Origin of the sequence: Mycobacterium saskatchewanense (assembly GCF_010729105.1) — a bacterium.
GTDB classification, from domain to species: Bacteria; Actinomycetota; Actinomycetes; order Mycobacteriales; family Mycobacteriaceae; genus Mycobacterium; species Mycobacterium saskatchewanense.
In genome coordinates this window covers 2,927,369-2,949,444 of record NZ_AP022573.1, presented here as the reverse complement: position 1 = coordinate 2,949,444, position 22,076 = coordinate 2,927,369, and the positions used below count along the sequence as shown (strand labels likewise).

At 68.3% G+C, this 22,076-nt stretch carries 23 protein-coding genes and 1 pseudogene; 11 read left to right on the top strand and 13 right to left on the bottom strand.

Annotated elements, in window-relative coordinates; translation table 11 throughout:
- Window positions 1–3 precede the first annotated feature (3 nt).
- The 8 genes from G6N56_RS13765 to G6N56_RS13730 form a co-directional block, all read right to left on the bottom strand.
- Complete coding sequence (locus tag G6N56_RS13765) at window positions 4–339, bottom strand: oxidoreductase (RefSeq protein ID WP_264020485.1); 336 nt, start codon at window positions 337–339, stop codon at window positions 4–6.
- A 50-nt stretch (window positions 340–389) separates the two neighbouring features.
- Window positions 390–1,517, bottom strand: coding sequence for an NDMA-dependent alcohol dehydrogenase (locus G6N56_RS13760; protein ID WP_085255694.1), 1,128 nt, complete (start codon window positions 1,515–1,517; stop codon window positions 390–392).
- 169 nt (window positions 1,518–1,686) lie between these two features.
- The gene (locus tag G6N56_RS13755; protein ID WP_085255695.1) at window positions 1,687–2,226 is read right to left on the bottom strand and encodes a hypothetical protein; all 540 of its coding nucleotides are present in this window, start codon (window positions 2,224–2,226) and stop codon (window positions 1,687–1,689) included.
- Window position 2,227: 1 nt separating this feature from the next.
- Window positions 2,228–2,452, bottom strand: coding sequence for a ferredoxin (locus tag G6N56_RS13750; protein ID WP_085255696.1), 225 nt, complete (start codon window positions 2,450–2,452; stop codon window positions 2,228–2,230).
- Between the two features lie 9 nt (window positions 2,453–2,461).
- Window positions 2,462–3,817, bottom strand: a complete 1,356-nt coding sequence (locus G6N56_RS13745; protein WP_085255697.1) for a cytochrome P450 — start codon at window positions 3,815–3,817, stop codon at window positions 2,462–2,464.
- Window positions 3,814–4,638: an SDR family oxidoreductase gene (locus tag G6N56_RS13740; protein WP_085255698.1), complete on the bottom strand. Its 825-nt coding sequence runs from the start codon at window positions 4,636–4,638 to the stop codon at window positions 3,814–3,816. The genes G6N56_RS13745 and G6N56_RS13740 overlap by 4 nt, the downstream gene beginning before the upstream one ends.
- Entirely contained in the window at window positions 4,639–5,865 is a 1,227-nt protein-coding gene (locus G6N56_RS13735) for a cytochrome P450 (protein WP_085255699.1), read from the bottom strand.
- Window positions 5,862–6,506, bottom strand: coding sequence for a TetR/AcrR family transcriptional regulator (locus G6N56_RS13730; protein ID WP_085255700.1), 645 nt, complete (start codon window positions 6,504–6,506; stop codon window positions 5,862–5,864). Before G6N56_RS13730 ends, G6N56_RS13735 begins: the two co-directional genes overlap by 4 nt.
- A 223-nt stretch (window positions 6,507–6,729) precedes the next feature.
- On the opposite strand from G6N56_RS13730, the gene G6N56_RS13725 reads away from it, so the two are divergent.
- From G6N56_RS13725 to G6N56_RS13705, 5 genes and pseudogenes are all read left to right on the top strand, one after another.
- Window positions 6,730–8,208 (top strand): aldehyde dehydrogenase, encoded by a 1,479-nt coding sequence (locus G6N56_RS13725; RefSeq protein ID WP_085255701.1) that lies wholly within the window; start codon window positions 6,730–6,732, stop codon window positions 8,206–8,208.
- Window positions 8,209–8,222: 14 nt separating this feature from the next.
- The gene (locus G6N56_RS13720; protein ID WP_085255702.1) at window positions 8,223–8,972 is read left to right on the top strand and encodes an SDR family oxidoreductase; all 750 of its coding nucleotides are present in this window, start codon (window positions 8,223–8,225) and stop codon (window positions 8,970–8,972) included.
- Entirely contained in the window at window positions 8,969–9,823 is an 855-nt protein-coding gene (locus tag G6N56_RS13715; protein WP_085255703.1) for an NAD(P)-dependent oxidoreductase, read from the top strand. The genes G6N56_RS13720 and G6N56_RS13715 overlap by 4 nt, the downstream gene beginning before the upstream one ends.
- Entirely contained in the window at window positions 9,823–10,251 is a 429-nt protein-coding gene (locus G6N56_RS13710) for a carboxymuconolactone decarboxylase family protein (RefSeq protein ID WP_085255704.1), read from the top strand. Before G6N56_RS13715 ends, G6N56_RS13710 begins: the two co-directional genes overlap by 1 nt.
- Before the next feature lie 208 nt (window positions 10,252–10,459).
- A pseudogene (locus G6N56_RS13705) lies at window positions 10,460–10,738 on the top strand (HNH endonuclease signature motif containing protein); the annotation flags it as partial.
- 71 nt (window positions 10,739–10,809) lie between these two features.
- Here the strand turns inward: G6N56_RS13705 and G6N56_RS13700 are convergent.
- The gene (locus tag G6N56_RS13700; protein WP_085255705.1) at window positions 10,810–11,895 is read right to left on the bottom strand and encodes an aldo/keto reductase; all 1,086 of its coding nucleotides are present in this window, start codon (window positions 11,893–11,895) and stop codon (window positions 10,810–10,812) included.
- An 81-nt stretch (window positions 11,896–11,976) separates the two neighbouring features.
- Here G6N56_RS13700 and G6N56_RS13695 point away from each other — a divergent pair, with 81 nt between their 5' ends.
- A complete protein-coding gene (locus G6N56_RS13695) occupies window positions 11,977–12,381 on the top strand; it encodes a MarR family winged helix-turn-helix transcriptional regulator (protein WP_085255706.1) in 405 nt (134 codons plus the stop codon).
- A gap of 49 nt (window positions 12,382–12,430) precedes the next feature.
- Window positions 12,431–13,699, top strand: coding sequence for a phosphoribosylamine--glycine ligase (gene purD / locus G6N56_RS13690; protein WP_085255707.1), 1,269 nt, complete (start codon window positions 12,431–12,433; stop codon window positions 13,697–13,699).
- Here purD and G6N56_RS13685 read toward each other — a convergent pair.
- Both G6N56_RS13685 and G6N56_RS13680 read right to left on the bottom strand, forming a co-directional pair.
- On the bottom strand, window positions 13,696–15,279 hold the full coding sequence (locus G6N56_RS13685) for a gamma-glutamyltransferase family protein (protein ID WP_085255708.1): 1,584 nt from the start codon (window positions 15,277–15,279) through the stop codon (window positions 13,696–13,698). The two genes, purD and G6N56_RS13685, sit on opposite strands and share 4 nt — an antisense overlap.
- Window positions 15,280–15,309: 30 nt before the next feature.
- Window positions 15,310–16,224 (bottom strand): alpha/beta hydrolase-fold protein, encoded by a 915-nt coding sequence (locus G6N56_RS13680; protein ID WP_085255709.1) that lies wholly within the window; start codon window positions 16,222–16,224, stop codon window positions 15,310–15,312.
- Window positions 16,225–16,297: 73 nt separating this feature from the next.
- Between G6N56_RS13680 and G6N56_RS13675 the strand changes: the two genes are divergently transcribed.
- The gene (locus G6N56_RS13675; RefSeq protein WP_085255710.1) at window positions 16,298–16,915 is read left to right on the top strand and encodes a TetR/AcrR family transcriptional regulator; all 618 of its coding nucleotides are present in this window, start codon (window positions 16,298–16,300) and stop codon (window positions 16,913–16,915) included.
- On the opposite strand, the gene G6N56_RS13670 is transcribed toward G6N56_RS13675, so the two are convergent.
- On the bottom strand, window positions 16,912–17,658 hold the full coding sequence (locus G6N56_RS13670; protein WP_085255711.1) for a DUF429 domain-containing protein: 747 nt from the start codon (window positions 17,656–17,658) through the stop codon (window positions 16,912–16,914). The two genes, G6N56_RS13675 and G6N56_RS13670, sit on opposite strands and share 4 nt — an antisense overlap.
- Window positions 17,659–17,881: 223 nt before the next feature.
- On the opposite strand from G6N56_RS13670, the gene purB reads away from it, so the two are divergent.
- From purB to G6N56_RS13655, 3 genes are read left to right on the top strand one after another with little or no spacing between them, the layout of a single operon-like run.
- Complete coding sequence (gene purB, locus G6N56_RS13665; protein WP_085255712.1) at window positions 17,882–19,300, top strand: adenylosuccinate lyase; 1,419 nt, start codon at window positions 17,882–17,884, stop codon at window positions 19,298–19,300.
- Window positions 19,297–20,556, top strand: coding sequence for a cytochrome P450 (locus tag G6N56_RS13660; protein ID WP_085255713.1), 1,260 nt, complete (start codon window positions 19,297–19,299; stop codon window positions 20,554–20,556). The genes purB and G6N56_RS13660 overlap by 4 nt, the downstream gene beginning before the upstream one ends.
- 59 nt (window positions 20,557–20,615) lie before the next feature.
- On the top strand, window positions 20,616–21,380 hold the full coding sequence (locus G6N56_RS13655; protein WP_085255714.1) for a class I SAM-dependent methyltransferase: 765 nt from the start codon (window positions 20,616–20,618) through the stop codon (window positions 21,378–21,380).
- Window positions 21,381–21,406: 26 nt separating this feature from the next.
- Here G6N56_RS13655 and G6N56_RS13650 read toward each other — a convergent pair whose 3' ends face one another.
- Complete coding sequence (locus tag G6N56_RS13650; protein ID WP_085255715.1) at window positions 21,407–22,036, bottom strand: hypothetical protein; 630 nt, start codon at window positions 22,034–22,036, stop codon at window positions 21,407–21,409.
- Window positions 22,037–22,076: the final 40 nt, after the last annotated feature.

Here is a 22,076-nt window from a genome sequence, read left to right as displayed (position 1 = left end):
TCTCTAGATTGCGCACGCGGCGCGTGCGCCGTCCTCGGTGGCGTCACGGATGAGCCCAAGTCCGGTGCAGTCGCCGGCGGCGTGGACCTCAGCGCCGGGCATGGCCGCGGCGACGGCGTCGTCGGTGGCCAGGTGCGGCTCGGCGGACGTCTCGGGGTGCCGGTTGTCGACCCCGGTGGCGCCCAGCGTGATCACGCGGACGCCGCTCCTGGCGCGGGCTGCGAAGTAGTCACGCGTGCGCCGCGACGGCAGCGCGTCCGGGGTGCCGTACATGGTCTCCATCGGAGACATGACTACCCGATTGTGCAGCGTCATGGCGCCGATCCGTCCCGGCGTCATCAGGTGCGGGAAGCCGGCCACTCGAGAGCCGGGCCTTCGCGCGGGTGCGCCTACCGATCGGCGTCCGTATAGCGGATGACCCCGCGAATGTTCTTGCCGTTCAGCATGTCCTGGTACCCCTCGTTGATCTGCTCGAGGCGGTACTGGGTGGTGACCATGTCGTCCAGGTTCAGCTTGCCGGCCGTGTACATCGACAGCAGCTGCGGGATGTCGTACTGCGGGTTGCCGCCGCCGAAGATGGTGCCCTGCAGGTTCTTCTGCATGAGGGTGAGCATGGCCAGGTTCAGGTTCACGTTGGTGTCGAGCAGGCTCCCGATGGCGGTCAGCACGCAGGTGCCGCCCTTCTGGGTGATGTTGAGGTAGTTGTCGACGTCGGCGCCGTGCAGCTCGCCGACCGTGACCACCACCTTGTGGGCCATCAGGCCGTAGGTGACCTCGGCGATGCCCATCAGCGCCGCATTGATGTCGGGGTAAACATGGGTGGCGCCGAACTTCAGGGCCTGGTCGCGCTTCCACTCGACCGGATCGATCGCGAAGATGTACCGCGCGCCGGCGTTCACCGCGCCCTGCAGCGCCGCCATACCGACGCCGCCGACACCGACGATCGCGACGTCCTGGCCGGGCCGGATGTCGGCGGTGCGGACCGCCGAACCGTATCCGGTGGTCACGCCGCAGCCGACGAGCGCGGCCACCTCGAACGGGACCGCAGGGTCGATCTTCACCACCGAGGCGCGGTGCACGACCATGTACGGCGAGAACGTGCCCAGCAGCGTCATGGGGAAGACGTTCTGGCCGCGGGCCTGGATCCGGAACGTGCCGTCGGATACCGCGGCGCCGCCGAGCAGCCCGGCCCCGAGGTCGCACAGGTTGCGCATGCCGGCCTGGCAGGTCGCGCATTGCCCACAGGACGGAATGAAGGACAGGACGACGTGGTCACCGGGGGCGATGTCTTCCACACCGGGGCCGACCTCGGTGACGATGCCGGCACCCTCATGCCCGCCGAGCACGGGGAAACCCGCCATCGGGATGCCGCCGGTCACCAGGTGGTGGTCGGAGTGGCACATGCCCGCCGCCTCCATCTGGATCTTGACCTCATGCGCTTGCGGGTCGCCGATCTCGATTTCCTCGATGGACCACGGCTGGTTGAACTCCCAGATCAGTGCGCCTTTTGTCTTCACGTTGGACCTGACCCCATTTCGCCTTTGAATTGAGACTGCCGGGGCTCGTCCCGCCCGGCAGGTGTGGTGACGAGTGCCACAGGCACCCTTGTCGCGTCAGCATAGCGCGTGCGACAAATCAAATGCTTGGTTGGTTGCCAGAGCGCGGTCGCGGCCATGGGATGCCGGCTCACCAGATCGGCACCGGGGTCTGCCCCAGCGGGTAGTAGCCGGGCAGCTTCTCGCCGGCGACGCTGCGCTCGATCCGCTTCTGCATGCCGGGGCTCAGGTCACCCGATTCGATCAGCGTCGCGAACATCTTCGCGACGTGACCGAAGTCGAAGAAGTCCCGCTGCCATTCGATGAGGTTGTCGGCGTTGAGGCGGAACCAGCTCCCCCCGATGCCGTAGATCTCGTCCTGGGTGCCGTCGGATTTGTTGACGATCTGCTTCCAGAAGCCGACGATCTCGCCTTGCTTCTCGTCGATGAGTACCTTCTGGTACTCGTACACCCAGTTCTCCAGGCCCTCCATCTCCAAGCCGAGAGCGATGTCGCGGATCTCGTCGACCCCGACGCACATCACGTCTTCCTTGGGGCCGATGTTCCAGCCGTATGTGGCGTCCCGGGCGTAGAAGTCCCCCAACGGCCGCCAGTCGCCGGCCTTTTCGCACTCCTTGTTGGCCCGCAGCCAGCGGTCGACCCACGCCTCCAGTTCCTCGCGTGACGCCATGTCAGCCCTCCTTCTCTTCGATGGACGGTGCCTCTCTGATGGACAGCGCTTGCGTGGGGCACATCTCGACCGCACGCTCAACTTCGTCGCGGGCATCTTCCGGCGGTTCGGGGTCGACGATCTCGACTTTGCCCCTCTTGGGCACCCGGAAGTAGTCGGGCGCCTCGAGTTCGCACATGGCGTGGCCCTGACACAAATCCAGGTCGACTTCGATGCGAATCGGCATGCCGGGCTCCTAGGCGGTGCGCTTGCGGTAGCGGGCTTTGGCGGGCCGGGCCAGTTGCACCACCATCTTTGAGTGGTCGTTGTGGTAGCTGTCGGCGGGCTGGGCCATCTCGAACTCGTACTCGCGCAACAACACCGAGAAGATCGCCTTGATCTGCATCTGAGCGAAAGCGGCGCCGACGCAGCGGTGCCGGCCGGCGCCGAACGGAATCCAGGTCCACCGGTTGACGATGTCGGCCTGTTCGGGCTTGTTGTACCGATCGGGCCTGAAGGCGTCCGGGTCGGGGAAGTCCTCGGGAATCCGGTTGCTGATCGCCGGGGAGGCGGCGACGTAGTCGCCCTTGTGGATCGGCAAGCCCTCGATCTCGAACTCGTCCTGGGCCACGCGCATCAGGATGATCAGCGGCGGGTGCAGGCGGAGCGTCTCCTTGACCACGTTGTCCAGCTTGGGAATCGAGCGCAGCGCGTGGAAGCTCACCTCTTGGCCGTCGGCGTACAACTCGTCCAGCTCGGCCAGCACCTCGGCGTACACCTCGGGGTGGCGGATCAGTTCGATCAGCGTCCACGCCGACGTTCCCGAACTCGTGTGATGCCCGGCGAACATCAGCGAGATGAACATGCCGGTGACCTCGTCGGCCGAGAACCGCGGTTTGCCTTCCTCGTCCTTGATCGACACCAGCACGTCGAGCATGTCGCGGTCGCTCTTGTCCTTGGGCGGGTTGGCGATTCGCTGATCCATGATCTCCTGAACCAATGCCACCAGCTTCACCCGCGCCTCGTCGCGGAGGCGGAAGCTCTCGATCGGCAGGTACGGGTCGACGTAACACAGCGGGTCGGTGCCGCGCTCGAGCATGTGGTAGTACTCGGCGAATCGGTGGTCGAGTTGCTCGCGGAATTTCAGCCCGATCAGGCAGGCCGTCGACGTGTAGATGGTCAGCTCGGCGAAGAAGTCGAGTAGTTCGATCTCGCCCTCGTCGCCCCAGTCGGCGATCATCTTCTTGACCTCGCCCTCGATGGTGGCCGCATGGCCCTTCATCTGCTCGCCGCGCAGCGCCGAGTTGTGCAGCATCTCCTTGCGCCGCTCCGGGCTGGCGTCGAACACCACGCCCTTGCCGAAGATGGGCGTCATGAACGGATACGCCTCGGCCTGATCCAGATCCTCGTCGGCAGACCGGAAGAAGAACTCGTTGGCACGCGCGCCGGACAACAGGATCACGTGCTTGTCGACCAGTTGGAACCAGCCGACGTCGCCGCATTCGTCGCGCACCCGCTGCATCAAACCGATTGGGTTGGTGCGGAATTCCTCGAGGTGGCCGTGCTCTTCCTCGCCGCCGGAAACCCGCGGCACGATGGCGGTGGTTGTCATGACTGCATCCCCTCTTCGCCGAGTGCGAGCTTCTGTCGATCTTTCTTGTCGGCCAACGGGGCTTCGGGCTGTAGTTCCATGTTCGCGATGAAACCGCCGCGCGGTGTCTCGGCGACGAACGTGATCGCTCGTGCCAGGTCGGCCGCCCGCAGGAAGTAGTCGTGGCGCGCCTGACCCCACTTGGCCCAGTCTTCCAGCGCGGGACCGATCTTCTCGGCCGGCAGGCTCCAGCCCATCGACGTCTTCGTCGGTCCGGGGTGCACGATCGAGGCGCGCACGCCGGTGCCCTCCAGCTCCATCTGGAAATTGGTGACCATCGCGACCAGCGCCGCCTTCGCCGCGCCGTAAGCCCCCATGTGCGGGCGCTGGCGCAGGGCTACGTCGGAGCCGACGAAGATCAGGTCGCCGCGTTGCCGGTCGAGCATTCCCGGGAGCACCGCGGCGGCCAGCCGATTGGCGCCGACGAGGTGGATCTGCAGCTGCGACTCGAACTCGTCGGTGGTGATCTCGGCGAGCTTCCCAAAGTAGGTGTCACCGGCGCCGGCCACCATCACCTCGACCTCGCCGAGCGCTTCGACCGACTGCGCCACAAACGCTTTCACCGAGTTGGGATCGGTCACATCGAGGTGGAACCCGACCGCCTCGCCGCCGTTCGCGTTGATCTTGCCGACGATGTCGTTGAGCTTCTCGACCCGGCGGGCGCCCAGGGCGACCGGAAAGCCGTGCGCCGCGAGTTCGATGGCGGTGGCTTCTCCGATGCCGGAAGAAGCGCCAGCCACGATCACCGGGCGGCGTTCGGGCAGGGGATCGAAGCGGGGCATTCAGCGGACCTCCACGCTCATGGGTAGGTGGGCGAATCCGCGGACATTGCTGGAGTGGACGCGGACGGCGTTGGCCTCGTCCACCTCGTATCCGCGGATTCGCCTGAACAATTCGGTCAGCGCCACTCGCGCTTCCATCCGGGCGAGGTGTGCGCCCAGGCAGAAGTGCGCGCCGCTGCCGAAACTCAGCAGGTTGGGGCCTATCTCACGGCCGATCTGGTACTCGTCGGGCCTCGCGAACACCCGCTCGTCGCGGTGCGCCGAACCGGGCAACAGCAGCAGGACGTCACCCTCGGGGATCGTGATGTCGTACAACGTGAGTTCGCCGGACACCGTCCGCGCCAGGATTTGGCTGGAGGTGTCGTAACGCAGCGTCTCCTCGACCCACAGCGGCACCCGGGACAGGTCGGCATAAACCGACGTCAGTTGGTTGGGGTTCTTGTGACCCCAGAATGCCGCATTGGCAAGGAGTTTGGTCGTCGTCTCGTTGCCGGCGATCACCATCAGGAACATGAACCCGAGCACTTCGTCGTCGGTGAGCCGGTCTCCGTCGATCTCCGCCTCGAGCAGCGCGGTGGTCAGATCGTCGGCGGGCTTCTTGCGGCGCTCGGCCACCATCTCCTGGTAGTAGACGATCAGGTTGAGGGAGGCCTCGATCGCCTCGGGCGGCACGTCGGTGACACCCTCCTCGCGGTGCATGACGCCATCGGCCCAGGCCCGCACCTGCACCCGATCCGGCTCGGGCACACCCATCAATTCGGAGATGACGTCCATGGGCAGCTTCCCGGCGAACTCGTCGACATAGTCGACGCAGTGGTCGGCGCCGTCCTTCGCCTTCGCCAGCATGGTGTTGAGGTGCCGCACCGCGATCTCGGTGACGCGGGGCTCGAGTTCCCGAATCCGGCGCGGGGTGAACCCCCTTGAGACCAACGTCCGCAGCCGCAGATGCGCGGGATCGTCCATCGCCAGAAACGACATCGTCTTGCTCGCATGCGGGCCCCGCGACGCGGGGTCCAACGAGACGCCGTACTTGTTGGACAGCGTGGTGCTGTTCCGGAACCCTTGCAGCACGTCGCGGTGCCGCGACAGCGCCCAGAATTTGAGGCTTTCGTTGCGATACAGCGGGGCCTCGTCGCGCAACCGTTTGTAGTAGGGGTAGGGGTCTTCGTGGAAGTCGTAGTCGTAGGGATCCAGGACCACTTCGTGGTCGTCGACATGCACGGTCATCGTTGCGCCCCGTCTCCTCGCTCGCCCGTCTCGCCGGCGCCCGCCAGGATCAACCGCACCACGAAGGTCAGCTGGTCCGCTATCTCTCGGTAGGTGAATTGGCCGCTGCCGGCCTGAACCAGCGCGCCGAAGAAGGCCATCTCCAGGGCGGAAACGGTGGCCGGATTGGCGCCCGGCCCGATGGCCGAGGCGATGCGCCGGTGGATCTCGGCGCCGATCCGGTCGCGCGCGGCCCGGACCGCCGGGTCGGCGCCGCCGCCGAGCAACGCGGCCGTGCACGCCGCGCCGACCTCGGGCTCGTCGGCGACCACCAGCGTCAGATGGCGCAACACCTGTTCCACCCGGGTGGGCATCGGGTCGTTGACATCGGTGAAGAAGGGAACCTGTCGCACCAGGTCGAGGTAGACCTCGGCGATCAGATGGTTTTTCGACGAGAAGTAGGTGTACGCGGTCGCGGGTGCCACCTTGGCGCGGGCCGCGACCGCGCGCACGGTCAGCTCGGCGTACGACTTCTCGCGCAGCGTTTCGATGCCGGCGGCCAACACCTTCCGGAACGTCTCCTCCTGGCGTCGGTTGCGCGGCGCGTGACCGGTTTGGTGGTCGGCCGCGGACGCGACCGCTACCAAAGCATCGCTGGACACATGTCCAAAGCTATCCGACGGCCTCGGTGCGGGGCAAGCTCGAGTGGTAAAGAGGCCCAATAAAAGGCAATTTGGCGCGGATCATCCGGCGCTGCTGGATGGACCCTTGCACCCGGGACGCGCCGAAGGCTATGGTGCCAGGGGGTGATATCGGACAGTTGTCTATTCCAGGCGTGTCCACTTCAAGCGTGCCCAACCTGCGAGTCCATAGGCGGGAGCGGAAATGGCCCAGAAGGCCCTGTTGGCCGACGGCGTAAGCGAATTGTTCATCGACGGCAAGTTGTCGCCCGGCAGTGCGGGGACGTTCCAGACGATCAATCCGGCAACCGAGGAAGTGCTCGGCGTGGCCGCCGACGCCGGCGCCGACGACATGGACCGCGCCATCGACGCGGCGCGGCGCGCCTTCGACGAGACCGACTGGTCGCGCAACACCGAGCTGCGGGTGCGGTGCGTGCGGCAGCTGCGCGAGGCGATGCAGCAGCACCTCGAAGAGCTGCGCGACCTGACCATCGCCGAGGTCGGCGCGCCGAGGATGCTCACCAGCATCGCCCAGCTTGAAATCCCGGTCAACGACCTGGAGTTCGCCGCAAAGACCGCCGAATCATACGAATACAACCAAGACCTCGGCGAGGCATCCCCGATGGGTATCCGCACCCGGCGCACCATCGCCCGCGAGGCCGTCGGCGTCGTCGGCGCCATCACGCCGTGGAACTTCCCCCATCAGATCAATCTTGCCAAGATCGGGCCCGCGTTGGCCGCCGGGAACACGGTCGTCCTCAAGCCGGCGCCTGACACGCCTTGGTGCGCCGCGGTACTCGGCGAACTCATCGCCGATCACACCGAATTCCCGGCCGGTGTGGTCAACATCGTCACGTCCAGCGACCACGGCGTGGGCGCGCTGCTGGCCAAAGATCCCCGCGTGGACATGATTTCGTTCACGGGTTCGACAGCGACCGGTCGCAGCGTGATGGCCGACGGCGCCGCCACCATTAAGAGGGTCTTTCTCGAGCTGGGTGGCAAGTCGGCGTTCATCGTTCTGGACGACGCGGACTTGGGTGGTGCGGTGGGCGTGGCCGGGTTCTCGGTCTGCATGCATGCCGGGCAGGGCTGCGCGATCACCACCCGGCTGGTGGTGCCGCGCGCGAAGTACGACGAAGCCGTCGCCATCGCGGCCGCGACGGTGGGCGGCATCAAGGCCGGCGACCCCACCGACCCCGGAACCATTTGCGGGCCGGTGATTTCCGCGCGCCAGCGCGACCGGATCCAGGGCTATCTCGACTCGGCGATCGCCGAGGGCGGGACGTTCGCATGCGGGGGCGGCCGGCCGGCCGACCGTGACGTCGGCTTCTTCGTCGAGCCCACCGTGATTGCGGGCCTGGGTAACGACGCCCGCTGCGCGCGTGAGGAGATCTTCGGCCCGGTGCTGACGGTGATTCCGCACGACGGCGACGGCGACGCCGTCCGCATCGCCAACGACTCGCCATATGGGTTGTCGGGCACTGTATTCGGGGCCGACCCAGACAGGGCCGCGCGGGTCGCGGCGCGGGTCCGCGCGGGAACGATCAACGTCAACGGCGGCGTCTGGTATTCGGCCGACGCACCCTTCGGCGGCTACAAGCAGTCCGGGAACGGCCGGGAGATGGGCCTGGCCGGTTTCGAGGAGTACCTGGAGACCAAGACCATTGCTACAGCGGTGAACTAGAGGAGCTTGAGAGCATGCGATTCGAGAACAAAGTCGCGATCGTCACCGGATCGGGCGGCGGCATCGGACAGGCCTATGCCGAGGCGCTGGCGCGCGAGGGCGCGGCCGTCGTCGTCGCCGACATCAAGGCCGAGGCGGCCGAGGGGGTCGCCAAGCAGATCGTCGCGGACGGCGGCACGGCCCTCGGCGTTCCGGTCGATGTCTCCGACCCGGCGTCGGCCAAGGCGATGGCCGACCGCACGCTGGCCGAGTTCGGCGGCATCGACTACCTGGTGAACAACGCCGCCATCTTCGGGGGCATGAAACTGGATTTCCTGCTCACGGTCGACCCCGAGTACTACAAGAAGTTCATGAGCGTGAACCTTGACGGGTCGCTGTGGTGCACCCGCGCGGTGTACAAGAAGATGGCCAAGCGCGGCGGTGGTGCGATCGTCAACCAGTCGTCGACTGCCGCTTGGCTTTACTCGAATTTCTACGGGCTGGCCAAGGTGGGCGTCAACGGCCTGACCCAGCAGCTCTCGCGCGAGCTCGGCGGGCAGAACATCCGTATCAACGCCATTGCGCCCGGACCCATCGACACCGAGGCCAACCGGACCACCACGCCGCAAGAAATCGTTCAGGACATCGTCAAGGGACTTCCGTTGTCGCGCATGGGCACACCCGGCGATCTCGTGGGTATGTGCCTGTTTCTGCTGTCCGACGAGGCGTCGTGGATCACCGGTCAGATCTTCAACGTCGACGGCGGACAGATCATCCGGTCATGACTGAGGTGCACCTGGGCTACATCGGGCTGGGCAACATGGGCGCGCCGATGGCCAAGCGGCTGGTCGGCTGGCCCGGCGGACTGACGGTCTTCGACGTGCGGGCCGAAGCGATGACGCCGTTCGCCGAGGCGGGGGCGACCGTAGCCGACAGCGTGACCGCCGTCGCCGCCGCGGACATCATCAGCGTGACCGTCCTGGACGACGCGCAGGTACGCGAGGTCGTCGGCGACCTGGCGGATAATGCGAAGCCCGGGACGATCATCGCGATCCATTCGACGATCAGCGACACCACCGCCGTCGAACTGGCCGACGCGCTCAGACCGCGAGGCATCCACGTCGTCGACGCGCCGGTCAGCGGCGGCGGCGGCGCTGCCGAGAAGGGCGAGCTCGCCACCATGGTGGGCGCCGAGCGCGAGGTCTACGAGCGGATCAAGCCGGCTTTCAAGCAGTGGGCGTCGCTTGTCATCCACGCCGGCGGCCCGGGTGCGGGCACGCGAATGAAGCTGGCGCGCAACATGTTGACCTTCACCTCATACGCCGCGGCGTGCGAGGCGATGAGGCTGGCGGAGGCCGCCGGCCTGGACCTGCAGGCGCTGGGACGAGTGGTGCGGCACACCGATGCACTCACCGGCGGGCCGGGCGCGATCATGGTCCGCGATGACATGAAACCGCTTGCCCCGGACAACTTCCTGTATCAGCCGTTCCTGCACACGCGTGGCCTTGGCGAGAAGGACCTGAGCCTGGCGTTGGCCCTGGGTGAGGGGTTGTCGGTTGATTTGCCGCTCGCGCAGTTGGCCTTTGAGCGACTGGCTGCCGGGCTGGGCATACCGCACACACAGGGAGGGTGGTAATGGACGAATTGCGCCGCAAGGGCCTCGAGAAGATGAACGAGGTCTACGGCTGGGAGATGCCCAACGTCGAGGGCGACGCCTACTTCGACCTGACCGTGGACCACCTGTTCGGCTCGATCTGGACCCGGCCGGGATTGTCGATGCGCGACAAGCGCATCATGACGCTGACGGCCGTGACCGCCGTCGGGAACCGCGACCTGGCCGAGATCCAGATCAACGCCGCCTTACTCAACGGCGAACTCACCGAGGACGAGCTCAAGGAGATGGCCGTCTTCCTCACCCACTACCTCGGATTCCCGCTGGGCTCGACCCTCAACGGTGCGGTCAGCGCCGTGGTCGCCAAGCGCAAAAAGGCCGCGGCGAAGGGCGCCGGCGAGGACAAGAAGGCCAACGTGGATGCCGCATTGAAGATGCACTCGGGCGACTAGGGCGGCTATCCCCGGCCCGGCTGGCCCCGGCCCGGCTGGCCCGTCTTGATACCTCGGCTAATCCCTTGTGCCACAGCTGTTTCTGTGGTCACAGCTCGGGCGGTTTTGTCGGTGGCCGTGCCTAGGGTGTGGGACATGGGTGCGAGTAGTCGCGAGGAGATCGTCGAGGTTTTCGACGCGTTCGATGGCGACGTAGACCGCCTGTGCGGGTTGTCAGCCGGGCCGCGACGCCCCGGCCTACCACAGCCAAGTCCACCACGTCCGCGGCTGGACCACCACCGGCCGCACCGACATCGACGACCTCACCCTGGCCTGCGGCCCCGACAACCGCCTCGCCGAACAAGGCTGGACCACCCGCACCAACACCCGCGGCCAAACCGAATGGCTCGCGCCACCACACCTGGACCACGGACGACCCAGAACCAATACGTTCCACCACCCCGAACGATTCCTGCACGACGACGCCGACGACGAGGACCCTGATTGACGTTAGCCGTGCCGCGAGGCTTCCTGCGCCAGTTGCACTCGAGCTCAGCCGGAGCTTCGAGTAGACGCGGCTCAGTACGGCTGACCCCCTTCGGGCATCACGTATTCCGACGTCGGCGCAAAGACGCCGTTCACCGTCGTTCCGCCGTTGATCATGCCGGTGGCCATCTCCAGCATGTTGCTGGGGAACCCGAACGTCGGCGTGGTCAGCGCGTCGAGGCGGCCGAGCTCGTCGGCACTGAGGGTCACGTCGACGGCGCGGACGTTGTCGTCGAGCTGCGAGAGCCGTCGTGCCCCAATGATGATCGACGAGACGGCGCGCTGCGCGTGAACCCACGCCAGCGCCACGGCGGCGACGTTGGTCTCGTGCGCCTTCGCGATGACCTCCAGCTCATCGATGACCGCGTACGTCCCCTCGTTGAGGAAGCTTTCGACGAGCGCGCCGCGGTCGGCGCTGTGCTCGCCGTGGTTGCCGCGGGTGTACTTGCCGCTGAGCACGCCGCTCTTCAGCGGAGACCAGGGCGTGATGCCCAGACCGAACTCCAACGCCATGGGAACGAGATCCTGTTCGACCGTCCGCTCGAGTAGCGAATACTCGATCTGCAGCCCGACGAATGACGACCAGCCGCGGAACCGCGCGATCAGGTTCGCTTCGACGATCTTCCACGCCGGCGTGTCCGAGACGCCGAGGTAACGCACCTTGCCCGCCCGAACCAGGTCGTCGAGGGCGGCCATGGTCTCGTCGATGGGCGTGTTCGGGTCCCACATGTGCAGCCAGTACAAGTCGATGTAGTCCGTCTGCAGCCGCCGCAGTGAGTTCTCGCACGCCTTGATCACCGACTTGCGTCCCGACCCGCCCCCGTTGGGATCCCCCGGATAGAGGTTGCCGCTGAACTTGGTCGCGATGACCAGGCGATCCCGCCGGGCGGGGTGGCGACCGATGTGGTCGCCGATGATCTTCTCGGAATGGCTTCGGGTGTAGAAGTTGGCGGTGTCGATGAAATTGCCGCCGAGGGCGATGTACCGGTCGATGATCTGTTGTGATTCCTCGACGCTGGTTCCCCACCCGAGGTCCTCCCCGAATGTCATGGCCCCCAGGCACAGGGGGCTGACGCGAAGGCCGGAGCGTCCGAGCGTGACGTATTGATCAAGGGGCATGATGGCCGCTTCCTGCTACGATGTTCGGCTATGTTCTTGTTCGGATCTAAACTAGTTCGACTCTGAACGAATTGGCAACTCGTGACGTCTGACGCGGCCAGGATCTGGTCCCTGAACTACCGGGTGCTGTTGTCCGTCATCGCCTGCGCGGAGCCCAGGATCTGTGCGTTGGGGATCGAGTCGAAGGAGCTGTTCGTGCTCGCCGAGATCGACGACCACCCTTACCCCGCCGAGCTGGCGGCGACCCTCAGCATGCCCAAGCCCACGGTGACGGCGTACTTGAAACGGCTTGAGGCGGCGGGATTCGTGCGCCGCGAGATCGACCCCGCCGATCTGCGGCGCCATCGGCTCCGACTCAGTGCGGCCGGCCGGCGGGCCGCCAAAGACGGTCTCGCCGTGCTGTCCGACGAATTCAACAGGCGTCTCGCCCGCCTCACCGCCGCCCAGCAAAAGGAACTCACCCACCTGCTCGAGAAGATCGTCTGAGGGCGACTCCGGTGGGCGTGACGCGTTCGCCCGGCTAGTCTGACGTGTCGTGCGAGTCCTCGTGATCGGCTCCGGTGCCCGTGAACATGCGCTGCTGCTGGCGCTCCGCAGAGATCCGCAGGTCACGGGCCTGGCGATCGCCCCGGGAAATGCCGGCACCGCCAGGGTCGCCGAGCAACGCGACGTCGACATCGCCTCCGGTGACGAGGTGGTCGCCCTGGCGCGCGACGTGCGTGCCGACCTGGTGGTGATCGGACCCGAGGTGCCGCTGGTGCTCGGCGTTGCCGACGCCGTGCGCGCCGCCGGCATCGCCTGCTTCGGGCCGAGCGCGGCCGCGGCCCGCATCGAGGGCTCCAAGGCGTTCGCCAAAGATGTCATGAGCGCGGCCGGCGTAAGCACTGCCGTCAGTGAAATCGTCGACAACCCGGCACTTCTCGATGCCGCGCTCGACAGGTTTGGTCCTCCCAACGGTGACCCCGCGTGGGTCGTCAAGGACGACCGCCTGGCCGCCGGCAAGGGTGTGGTGGTGACCCCGGACCGTGAGGTCGCGCGCGCCCACGCCGCCGGGCTGCTCGAGGCCGGCCACCCGGTGCTGTTGGAGTCCTACCTGGACGGGCCCGAGGTGTCGCTGTTCTGCGTTGTGGACGACCACACCGTGGTGCCGCTCCTGCCCGCACAGGACTTCAAGCGGGTCGGTGACGGCGACACCGGGCCCAACACCGGCGGAATGGGCGCCTACGCTCCGTTGCCGTGGCTCCCCGAAGACGTGCACCGGAGCATCGTTGCCGACATCGTCGAACCCGTTGCCGCCGAGCTGGCTCGGCGCGGCTGCCCGTTTTCCGGATTGCTCTACGTCGGGCTCGCGATCACCGCCAAGGGGCCCGCCGTGGTCGAATTCAATTGCCGGTTCGGGGATCCCGAGACGCAGGCCGTGCTCGCCCTGCTCGAGTCCCCGCTCGGCCAGCTCCTGCATGCCGCGGCGACCGGCGTGCTGGCGGACTTCGGCGAGCTGCGCTGGAGTGACGGCGCGGCCGTCGCCGTGGTCCTGGCGGCCGAGAACTACCCGGGGCGCCCGCGGGTCGGCGATGTCATCGTCGGGTCGGAAGCCGAGGGCGTGCTCCACGCCGGCACGGCGCGGCGCCAGGACGGCGAGATCGTCTCGTCGGGTGGTCGGGTGCTGTCGGTGGTGGGCACCGGTGCCGACCTGGCCGCCGCGCGGGCCGCGGCATACCACATCCTGGATTCGATCCGCTTGCCCGGCAGCCACTTTCGGAGCGACATCGGCCTCGCTGCGGCCGAGGGCAGGATCCGCGTCTAGAAGCCCGCGGCCTGTCCGTCCCGGCGCGGGTCGCTCACGGCCAGGTATCCGCCGTCGAGGCGCCAGATCGCTTGGCAGCTGCCGAACTCGTTGTAATCGTCGACGGTGACCAGGTCGTGCCCGCGCCGCGCGAGCTCGTCGAGCGTGGCGGCCGGGAACCCGCTCTCGCAACTGACGTGCGTGCCCTGTACCCACCGGAACCGCGGGCCGTCACACGCCGCCTGCGGATTCTGCCCGTGGTCGGCGATGCGAACCATCACCTGTACGTGGCCCTGCGGCTGCATGGTCCCGCCCATCACCCCGAAGCTCATCACCGGGGCGCCGTCCTTGGTGACGAAGCCCGGGATGATGGTGTGGTAGGGCCGCTTGTTCGGGCCGACGCGGTTCGGATGCCCGTCCTCGCAGCCGAAATGGGAGCCCCTGTTCTGCAGCGAGATCCCGGTTCCCGGCACCACCACGCCGGAGCCGAATCCCATGTAGTTCGACTGGATCATCGACACCATCATTCCGGCGGCGTCCGCCGCCGTCAGGTAGACGGTTCCGCCGACCGGGGAGCCGGCCGAAGCGGGCTTCGCTCGCTTCGGGTCGATGAGCGCCGCCCGCAGCTTCAGATAGTCCTTGTCCAGCAGCCGTTCCGGAGGCAACGACATGTGGTCGATGTCGGCGACATAGGCCTGCGCGTCTGCGAAGGCCAGCTTCACGGCCTCGATCTGCAGGTGCACGCTGTCGGCGGAGTCGGCCGGCAGTGACGCCAGGTCGAACTGCTCCAGGATCCCCAGGGCGATGAGCGCCACGATCCCCTGGCCGTTCGGCGGTATCTCGTGGACCGTGTAACCGCGATACGAGGCCTTGATCGGGTCGACCCAGTCGGCCCGATGGGCGGCAAGATCACCGGCCCGCATGGCCCCGCCGTTGGCGAGCGAGTGCTCCTCGAGCCGGGCGGCCAACTCGCCGCGGTAGAACTCCTCGCCGCCCGACGCGGCGATCTTCTCCAGGGTGGCCGCGTGGTCCGGAAACCTGAACAGCTCACCGGGTTCCGGCGCCCGACCGCCGGGCATGAAGGCCTCGGCGAAGCCCGGTTGGTCGCGGAACAACGGTACCTGGGCCGCCCACTGCCCGGCGACCGTCGGGGAAACCAGGAAGCCGTCCCGCCCATAGGAGATCGCCGGCTCGAAGAGCCTCTCGAACGGCAGCTTGCCAAACTTGGCGTGCAGCTCGGCCCACGCCGACACCGCCCCGGGCACGGTCACCGAATTCCACCCGAACATGGGAACGGCATCGCCGCCGAAGTACTCCGGCGTCCAGGCCGCGGGTGAGCGGCCCGAGGCGTTCAGGCCGTGCAATCGGTTGCCATCCCACACGATGGCAAAGGCGTCCGAGCCGATCCCGTTGGATACCGGTTCCACGATGGTCAGCGTGATGGCGGTGGCGATGGCCGCGTCCACCGCGTTGCCGCCCTCCGCCAGCATCCGAAGCCCCGCCTGGGCGGCGAGCGGCTGCGAGGTGCAGACCGCGTTCGCCGCGAGCATCGGCTTGCGCGGCCAGGCGTAGGGGAGGTTCCAATCGAAGGGTGTCGTCACGCCCGCGAGGGTAACGCGCGCCTGGAAACGCTACGCCGCGAGCAGCGGCGCGATCCACGTCAGTTCGGCGGGCAACTGCGCGCTCCAGTACGCCGGGTTGTGCCCGCCGGGGGAAAAGCCGCCGGCAGGTGGGTTGGGCAGTTGCGCGACGAACTGCTTCGTCGCGGCGTAGAACGGGTCGCTGTCGCCGCAGTCCACCCGAATCGGGATGGACGCCAGCGCCGGCATGCCGAACACGGAGTTCGCCGCGAAATCGTCGGGGTTGTCGAAGGCGCCGGGTGCGGCCGCCCCCGCCGACAGCCACAGCGCCGGGCTCACCGCACAGATCGCCGCCGTGCGTGCGGGTCCAAGCCGGCCGCCGAGGAGCAGCGCGCCGTACCCGCCCATCGACCAGCCCAGGAACGCCACTCGCGAAGTGTCCAGATTTTGCCCGCCCAGCATCGGGATCAGCTCGTTCAGCACCATGGCCCCGCTGTCCTCGCCGGACGCCCTCTTGTGCCAGTAGCTGCCGCCACCGTCGACGGCCACCACCGCGAACGGCGGCAGCCCCGCGTCCACGGCCTGCGCCAGGCCCTGCTCCACACCGCCAGCCATCACGGTGGAAGCGTCGCTGCCTTTGCCGTGCAGCGCGATCACCGGTCGCAGCGCCTTGGTCTGGCCTGGCGGGCGCGCGATCGCCCAGTTGGTGTCGATGCCACCGCGCGCCGTCGACACGAAGGATCCGGTCACCATGGTCGGCGCCGGCTGGGCCGGGGGCGCGGGCTCGAGCGGCCGGGGCGGGGGCGCCAGTGGCATCTGGGTGCTGGCCGAAACGACGGGCGCGGCGCGTGACGAACGAGGTTGTAGCACCATGTCGAGCGCGGATACGCCCGCCGCGCCGGCCGCGGCGCCGACGCCGAGGCGTAGCACGGCGCGTCGGCTCAACTCGGGCATGCGGGACATCATGCCATGTTGGTTTGACGGGCCGTTTGGCCAAAATGGCAATGCAGTACCACTTTGGCTGGCACCATGGCTACTCGTGACTGCAGCGGTTACTCCGAAAGGAGAACGTCGGCGGTACGCGCTCGTGAGCGCGGCCGCCGAGCTGCTCGCGGAAGGCGGTTTCGAGGCGGTGCGGCACCGGGCGGTCGCCCGGCGGGCCGGCCTGCCGCTGGCCTCCACCACGTATTACTTCTCGTCGCTCGACGATTTGATCGCCCGCGCGGTCGAACACATCGCCATGATCGAAGTCGCTCAGCTGCGGGCACGGGTCACCGCCTTGTCCCGGCGGCGACGCGGCCCGGAGACCACCGCCGAGGTGCTGGTGGATTTGCTGGTGGGCGACGTGGCGGGTCCCGGTCTGGCCGAGCAGCTGATTTCGCGGTACGAGCGTCACATCGCCTGCACCCGTTTGCCGGCGCTGCGGGAGACGATGCGCCGCAGCCTGCGGCAGCGCGCCGAGGCGGTGGGGGAGGCCATGGAGCGATCGGGCCGATCGGTGCACATCGAACTGGTGTGCACGCTGATCTGCGCGGTCGACGGCTCGGTGGTATCGGCCCTGGTGGAGGGCCGAGATCCCCGCACCGCGGCGCTGACGACGGTGGTCGACCTCGTCGACGTGCTCGCGCCGATCGACACGCGACCCGTGCAGATCTAGAGGTCGGCCGGGTCGGCGGGCAGGGCCGGCGTCACGATGTGCCCGGTGGCGGAGTCGCCGTAGATCGTGGTGCGGTCGGGTCGGCGCTGGGCGTACAACGCGACATAGGCGCAGACGACCGCGTCGACGGGATCCTCGGCGCGGCGAAGGTCGCTTTTTCGTTGCGCCGCGACCACCCGTCGGCGCAGCTCGGCCCAGCCGTCGTGGCCGTCGACGCGCAGCGGCACCGCGGCGTGCGCCAGCCTTTCGATGCCGTCCATCAGCAGCAGCAGCTCGGACCGGAGCCGGTCGAGGTCGCGGCCCGGCTTCGCCTTGTATTTCAGGGTTCGTTCCAGCCGGAAGAGCACCACGGTGGCCGGATGCGGGTAGACCTCGATGGCGCGCCGCGCCGCCGTCGACCGCGGGTCGATGTCGAGGTCGAGCGCGCGGGCCAACCGCGCCGCGCGGGGCCCGTCGGCGAACTCGGGCTTACCGGTGTTTGCGGGGTGCGCCCCGGCCTCGAACCTGCGAAAGTCGCGGTTGAGCGCCGCCTCGGCGGGCCGCTGCCCGGTGGGGTTGTTCACCACCAGCGGCGCGTCGAAGGCGACCACGCAGTCGCCCCGAATGTACGGGGCGAGGGCGGCCAGCACCTGTTCGTCATCGCGCACGGCGGTGAGGTCGACCAGTCCGCCGCCCGCGTCGAGCACCGCGACCCCGGTGGGGTTGCGGCCCGCCCAGGCGAGGTCGACGCCGGCGAAATACATCCGCACAGGGTAGGACGGCTCGCGGCGCCCGCGCCGGCTTTGGTGCTCGGCCGCCCGCCGTCTGCCCGCGACACATAAACGTCTGCGCCGCCACGCCGATGTCGGTCGCAGACGTTTATGTCTCGCGGCGCCCGAGCCCGCGTGGGGTCTCACACGCACCACTTCGGTCCCAGCGGCGCACGGCGCTCCGGGCCGCACGCGCCCGACCGTAAGCTGTGCGTTTGTGAGCATTCCGAACGTGCTGGCTGCTAGGTACGCCAGCGCCGAGATGGTCGCCATCTGGTCGCCGGAGGCGAAAATCGTCGCCGAGCGGCGCTTGTGGCTGGCCGTGCTGCGGGCGCAGGCGGAACTCGGTGTGGAGGTGCCGCCCGAGGCGGTCGCCGACTACGAGCGGGTGCTCGAGGACGTCGACCTGGCGTCGATCGCGGACCGCGAACGGGTGCTGCGCCATGACGTCAAGGCCCGCATCGAGGAGTTCAACGCGCTGGCCGGACACGAGCATGTGCACAAGGGCATGACGAGCCGCGACCTGACCGAGAACGTGGAGCAGCTCCAGGTCCGGCGGTCGCTGGAGCTGGTCTTCGCCCACGGGGTGGCTGTGGTGGCGCGCCTGGCCGAGCGGGCGGTGGGCTACCGCGACCTGGTGATGGCCGGGCGCAGCCACAACGTGGCCGCGCAGGCCACCACGCTGGGCAAGCGGTTCGCCTCGGCGGCGCAGGAGACGTTGATCGCGCTGGCGCGGCTGCGGGAACTGATCGACCGCTACCCACTGCGCGGCATCAAAGGACCGATGGGCACCGCGCAGGACATGCTGGATCTGCTGGGCGGCGACGCGGCCAAGCTGTCCGAGCTGGAACGCCGCATCGCCGAATTTCTCGGATTCGCAACGGTTTTGACGAGTGTCGGTCAGGTCTATCCGCGTTCGCTGGACCATGATGTGATCTCGGCGCTCGTCCAGCTGGGTGCCGGGCCGTCGTCCTTGGCCCACACCATCCGACTGATGGCCGGGCACGAACTCGTCACCGAGGGCTTCGCGCCGGGGCAGGTCGGCTCGTCGGCGATGCCGCACAAGATGAACACCCGGAGTTGTGAACGGGTCAACGGACTGCAGGTGGTGCTGCGTGGTTACGGCTCCATGGCCGCCGAACTGGCCGGTGCGCAGTGGAACGAGGGCGACGTGTTCTGTTCGGTGGTCCGCCGAGTCGCGTTGCCCGACAGCTTCTTTGCCGTCGACGGGCAGATCGAGACCTTCCTGACGGTGCTCGACGAATTCGGCGCCTACCCCGCGGTGATCCAGCGCGAACTGGATCGCTACCTGCCGTTCCTGGCCACCACCAAGGTGCTGATCGCTGCCGTGCGGGCCGGCATGGGCCGTGAGGCCGCCCATCACGTGATCCGCGAACACGCGGTGGCGACGGCACTGGCGATGCGGGAGCGCGGCGCCGAACCTGATCTGCTCGACCGGTTGGCCGCCGACGAGCGGCTGCCGCTGGACCGGGCCGCGCTGGACGCCGCGTTGGCCGACAAGAAGGCGTTCACGGGCGCCGCCGGGGACCAGGTGGACGCGGTCGCCGCGGCGGTGGAGGAATTGGTGGGCCGCTACCCCGATGCGGCCAAGTACGCGCCCGGGGCGATCCTGTGACCCTCGCCGGTGCGCTCTCGGGCATCGACTTCACCGATCTGGACAACTTCGCCAACGGGTTTCCGCACGACCTGTTCGCCGTCCATCGGCGCGAAGCGCCGGTGTACTGGCACGAGGCGACCGACAACACCCCCGACGGGGAGGGCTTCTGGTCCGTCGCCGCGTACGCGGAAACGCTTGCGGTGTTGAAGGATCCGGCGACCTTCTCCTCGGTGACGGGCGGCCGGCGGCCCTTCGGGGGCACGCTGTTGCAGGACCTGGCCATCGCGGGCCAGGTGCTCAACATGATGGACGACCCGCGGCATTCGCAGATCCGGCGGCTCGTCAGCTCCGGACTGACGCCGCGGATGATCCGCCGCGTCGAGGACGACCTGCGCGCCCGGGCGCGCCGCCTGCTGGACGCGGTGGCCCCGGGTGAGCCGTTCGACTTTCTGGTCGACATCGCCGCCGAGCTGCCGATGCAGATGATCTGCATCCTGCTGGGAGTGCCGGAGTCCGAACGGCATTGGCTGTTCGAGGCCATCGAGCCGCAGTTCGACTTCGGCGGCTCGCGCAAGGCCTCCCTGTCGCAGTTGTCGGTCTCGGAAAAAACCGCTGAGGCCGGGTCGCGGATGTACGCCTACGGTCAGGAACTCATCGCGTCCAAGCGGGAGAAGCCGACCGACGACATGCTGTCCGTCGTGGCGAACGCCGATGTCGATGCGGCGGATGGGCCGGCGCTGTCCGACCTCGAGTTGTACCTGTTCTTCAGCCTGCTGTTCAGCGCGGGCGCGGAGACGACGCGCAACGCGGTCGCGGGCGGGCTGCTCGCCCTGGCCGAGCACCCGCGGCAGATGCGGACGCTGCGTGCGGATCTCGGGGCGCTGCCCACGGCCGTCGAGGAGATGGTGCGGTGGACGTCGCCCTCGCCGTCGAAGCGACGCACCGCCACCCGTGACGTCACGCTCGGTGGGCAGCGCATCGAAGCCGGCCAGAAGGTGCAGATCTGGGAGGGCTCGGCGAACCGCGACGCCCACGCGTTCGACCGGCCCGACGAGTTCGATGTCGCCCGAAAGCCCAACCCGCACCTGGGGTTTGGTCAGGGCGTGCACTACTGCCTGGGCGCCAACCTGGCCCGCCTGGAGCTGCGGGTGTTGTTCGAGGAACTGCTGTCGCGGTTTTCCGCCGTGCGGGTGGTGCGGCCCGTCGAGTGGACGCGCAGCAACCGGCACACCGGCATCCGGCACCTCGTCGTGGAACTGCGCGAGGAAGCGTGACCCCCCGGCTCGCCCATGTCGAGCCGCCGCCGCGCCCGGGCGGGACTACCTTTGGCGGTGTGACGGATCGCCAAGAACGCGCAATGTCCTTCGGGTCGGTCGCCGAGGACTACGACGAACTGCGGCCGGAGGCCCCGCGGGAGGCGGTGGACTGGCTGATTCCTGACGGTTGTGAGGTGGCCGTCGACGTGGGTGCGGGCACCGGGCTGTTCACCCGCAGGCTGGTGAGCCGGGTCGCCCGGGTGGTCGCGGTCGAGCCCGACGCACGGATGCGCAAGGTGCTCACCGACCGCACCAACGGCGTGCGTGTCGTTGAGGGTCGCGGCGAATCCATCCCGCTGCCCGACGCCTCGGCCGACGCCGTGTTCGTCTCGTCGGCGTGGCACTGGATGGACGCGGACCGCGCGGTCCCGGAGATCGGCCGGGTGCTGCGCGACGGGGGCCGGTTCGGCCTGATCTGGACCAGCCGGGACCGCGATGTGGACTGGGTCCGTGACCTCGAGCGCCTGCCCGGCCAGGAACCTTGCGAGGCGGGCTCGGCCGAGCGTTTCCGGCAGCGCCTGCATTTCGACCTTCCGGAACCGCGGATCTTCGACAACGTCGCACGCGAGATGTTCCGATTCGTGCGCACCATGAGCGCCGACGACGTCGTCGCGATGCTCGGGACCTACAGCAGGGCGATCGTCGCTTCGGAAGCCGACCGCGCGGAGGGGCTGGCCCACGCGCGCGCCACCCTGGCGGCGCGCTTCCCCGGCGCCGACGCGATCGACGTGCCGATGCGTGCGTGGTGTTGGCGAGCCGACCGGCTCGCCCGCGAAGGCTGAGGTTCCCGCGGCGCGGCGTCGGCCGCCTACCCGGCGCGCAGCCTGATCCCGGCGGCGCGCAGCTCCAGCAGGGCGAGCGCGCGGATGGTGAGGGGATCGTCACGGCGCCACCCGCCGACCGGGTCCGCAATGGCGGCAGTCAGCTTGCGCGGCGACCGGTTCGTCAGTGCGCGCAGCGCCAGCAGCTGCTCGCCGGCCGCGGTGGCGGCCAGGGCGGACACCGTCCATTTGCGCCGAAAAAACCGCAGCCGCAGGAAAAGCCACGGGGCGGTGACCACGAGGATGGGCGGCGAGGCGACCGCCATGGCGAGCAGTACCGCCAGCCAGCTCGCGGTCGTATCGAGGCTGTGCCCGGCGCCCGCGATGTCCAGGGCGCTCTGGCTCGCCGAGGTGAGCGGCTTGCTCACCGCGTCCCCGAGGAGCGGGATGTGCTGCGCGCCGTGACCCGCCGATTCCAGGTTGCCCGCGATGCCGTGCGCGCCGCTCTCGACCTGCCTACCGGCCTCGGCGATGGTGGCGATCGCGTCGTGCACGGCCGCGCCGACGACCAACCACAGCGCCGTCCACACCACGACGATGAAATCGCTCAACAGCTGGACCAACAACCGGCCGGGTCGGGTGGAGTAGGGCAAATAGCGCGATATCCGCGATGTCATAGCCCTCATACCAGCACAGGGCCGGGGGTGCGGCGCCGGA